Genomic DNA, 3024 nt, shown 5'->3' on the forward strand with positions numbered 1-3024 from the left:
GCTATAACTCGAGCATTCCGATATCAAGGAAATTTTTGATTAATTTTTTGATTAATTTTTTGATTAATTTTTTGATTAATAATGGTGAAGTGCTTTAAATCTGTAGAACTGTAGATAGTTATGCCTCAAATAGCCAGTAATTCTGGGAAAAATCGTGAAATATTATCGGGACAGATTGCTTTAGTCTGGCATCGGCGCGATTTACGCATTGATGACAATCCTGCTTTGAGTGAGGCGGTTAAACAAGTTGGAGATCGGGGGATAGTTATCGGAGTCTTCATTTTCGATCCTGATATTCTCGATGATGGCGTGACTGAGGGTAGCAAGGTTGACTTTATGCTTGGTTGTTTGCGCGAGTTGCAAGCTAACTATCGACGTTTGGGCAGCGAATTGCTATTTATGTATGGGCAACCCGTGCGATCGATTCGTGAACTAGCGAAAGCAATTAATGCAAGCCATGTCTTTTTTAACCAAGATGTCGAACCCTTGGCGATTAAGCGCGATCGCGAAGCATCTCAGGCTTTGCAAGAAATCGGCGTAAAGGTAAAAAGTTTCGTGGATATTGGTTTGATCGCTCCCGAGGCGATCGCGACACAGGCGGGAGAGCCCTATAAGGTCTACACTCCCTTTTGGCGCAATTGGCAAAGTAAACCCAAGCCCCAACCCCTAGATGCACCGCAAAAATTAACAGGTTTAGCAAGTTATGCGAGTTTACCTGTAATTCCTTTACCAAGCCTACGCGAGCTCAAATTTATCAATGATATCACCCTACCAGAATCAGGAGAATCCGCTGCTTTAGCACTATTAGAAGCCTTTTGTGATGGCAATGGAATTTTACGTTATCAAACGGAACGTGATTTTCCCGCCCATGCAGGGACATCGACATTGAGTCCCCATTTGCGCTTCGGGACAGTGGGGATTAGAAGAGTGTGGGAAAAAGCGATCGTTGCTCAACAACTTGTTCGCAGTGACGAAGATCTAGCAGGAATCACGATCTGGCAACAGGAACTAGCATGGCGAGAATTTTATCAGCATGTACTTTTTCACTTTCCTGCCTTAGCAACAGGCGCGTATCGTCCTCAGATGCAGAGCTTTCCGTGGGATGATGATCCCGAAAAATTTGAGGCATGGTGTGCAGGACTTACGGGTTATCCCATTGTTGATGCGGCAATGCGTCAACTCAATCAAACGGGATGGATGCATAATCGCTGTCGGATGATTGTCGCTAGCTTTTTGACTAAAGATTTGATAATTAATTGGCAATTGGGGGAGCGATATTTTATGCAAAAGTTACTAGATGGCGATCTGGCGGCAAATAATGGTGGTTGGCAATGGAGTGCCTCCAGTGGTATGGATCCTAAACCTCTAAGAATCTTTAATCCCGCATCCCAAGCAAGGAAATACGACCCCGAAGGTGAGTATATTTTACGATGGCTGCCCGAATTGCAAGGTTTAACCATAGCAGAATTATTGAGTGGCAATATTCCTCCCCACCAATGCCAGCGACGCGATTACCCCTTGCCCATCGTCGATCACAACATTCAGCAGCAAAAGTTTAAAAGGCTTTATCAAGATTGTAAAATTAATTAATACCCCTCCCAACCTGTAGCGCACGCGCAGCGTGCGCTACAGGTTGGGGGGATATCCTATGCTTGCCTTTACTCTTGTCTCTACTATTTATGCTGCCAAAATGGCAATAAGTTTATTTCCTGAAGTTTTTCTACCGAGAAATGAATAACAAAATTATTTAAAAGACCTAATGTACTTAAGAATGCAATAACATCCTGATTGCAATCGGAAAGCTCTATTTTTGTTCCGTATTCTTTTGCAAGTCTTTGCGCAAACAGTAATACCCCTATTTCTTTAAGGGTCAAGCATTCTATACCTTCCAGACTAAATTCAAATACTTGAGGTTGATATGCAAGTAAAACTTGAATTTCATCACGAATTTCGTATATAGATGATTGCTGTCTAATATCGTAAGGCATGAAATTAATAATTTTCCTGTCTTTAAAGTGAGAAGTAAACCGATTGAATGATTATCTGTATGGATTTGCAATCTTTTTTGCAATCTTTATCGATAGGTTACAGATAATCATGGCATCAAAATTATAATACTTTGTATTAGCTTTATATTAGAAATATTGGCTAAAGGATATTTTGCTAAGAGATATTTTATTAAACAGCTTTATCAAAGATATAAACATTGATGATAATCTTGAAAATTTAATTACTTAAAAGCATTACTTGAAGGCATTACTTAAAGGTTTTGAGAAGGAATAAACAATTAAAGATTAAAATCGGACAAAAAGATTTCAAAACATTAACATTTGCATTAAAAGTTAATAAGTTATAATTTTAAAATCAACTTCTTATCACTTCTTTTTTTTGGATTACAATAAAAATTATAGTAACTTAATATATGCAGTTCTGATAAACCTATATCAACTGCATTAACGAAGGACTTATTACAAAAATATACTTTTCTCTGAATTTAGAAAAGCAATCTTTAAATTAGCTTGCAATAACCTCTATAACTATACTAATCATAAATGATTTTGTGTCTGTAGCAAATGTACTTGACATGAGCAATTAGCTAGGTGCGCTCAAATATATAGCCACAGTCCCTTTACTTAGAGCAAATCAAAACCCAAGAATTAGTTGACGACGCTCCGCGCCGTCAACTAATTCTTGGGTTTTATGTACACTTAGCAACAGCGATAAAATCCAAAAAACTTTAGGGAGCAGGAAGCACTACACGCATTAGATTGGGATCGGTTTAGCTACAGGCTTCCCACAAAGCCCAAAAAACTTTAGCGCATGGGCAGTATGCGCTAAAGCTTTTTGGGCTTTATATTTAACGTGAGTTCGGGATAATTTGAAACGGGATTTGAGAAAGGGCTTGCGTAGCAAACCCTTTCTCAAATCCCCATAGTAAAAGCCTTGCTTAGTAAGGCTTTTACTATGGGGATTTTAAAATTTGTCAGCTTAACTTAAACTGACGCTAGTTATTGATTAGAAGCC

2 protein-coding genes are annotated in these 3024 nt (G+C 38.8%); one reads left to right on the forward strand and one right to left on the reverse strand.

Annotated elements, in window-relative coordinates:
* Positions 1 to 120: 120 nt before the first annotated feature.
* Positions 121 to 1590, forward strand: a complete 1470-nt coding sequence (locus tag AC805_RS13895) for a deoxyribodipyrimidine photo-lyase (protein ID WP_055075976.1) — start codon at positions 121 to 123, stop codon at positions 1588 to 1590.
* A gap of 83 nt (positions 1591 to 1673) precedes the next feature.
* Here the strand turns inward: AC805_RS13895 and AC805_RS13900 are convergent, their stop codons facing one another.
* Positions 1674 to 1988, reverse strand: a complete 315-nt coding sequence (locus AC805_RS13900; RefSeq protein ID WP_055075977.1) for a hypothetical protein — start codon at positions 1986 to 1988, stop codon at positions 1674 to 1676.
* Between the last annotated feature and the right edge of the window lie 1036 nt (positions 1989 to 3024).

This window comes from Pseudanabaena sp. 'Roaring Creek' (assembly GCF_001402795.1).
GTDB lineage: Bacteria > Cyanobacteriota > Cyanobacteriia > Pseudanabaenales > Pseudanabaenaceae > Pseudanabaena.

Bases quoted from the DNA above. Each gene is read 5' to 3' on its own strand.
- AC805_RS13895 (WP_055075976.1), top strand. From the start codon at position 121: ATGCCTCAAATAGCCAGTAATTCTGGGAAAAATCGTGAAATATTATCG.
- AC805_RS13900 (WP_055075977.1), bottom strand. From the start codon at position 1,988: ATGCCTTACGATATTAGACAGCAATCATCTATATACGAAATTCGTGAT.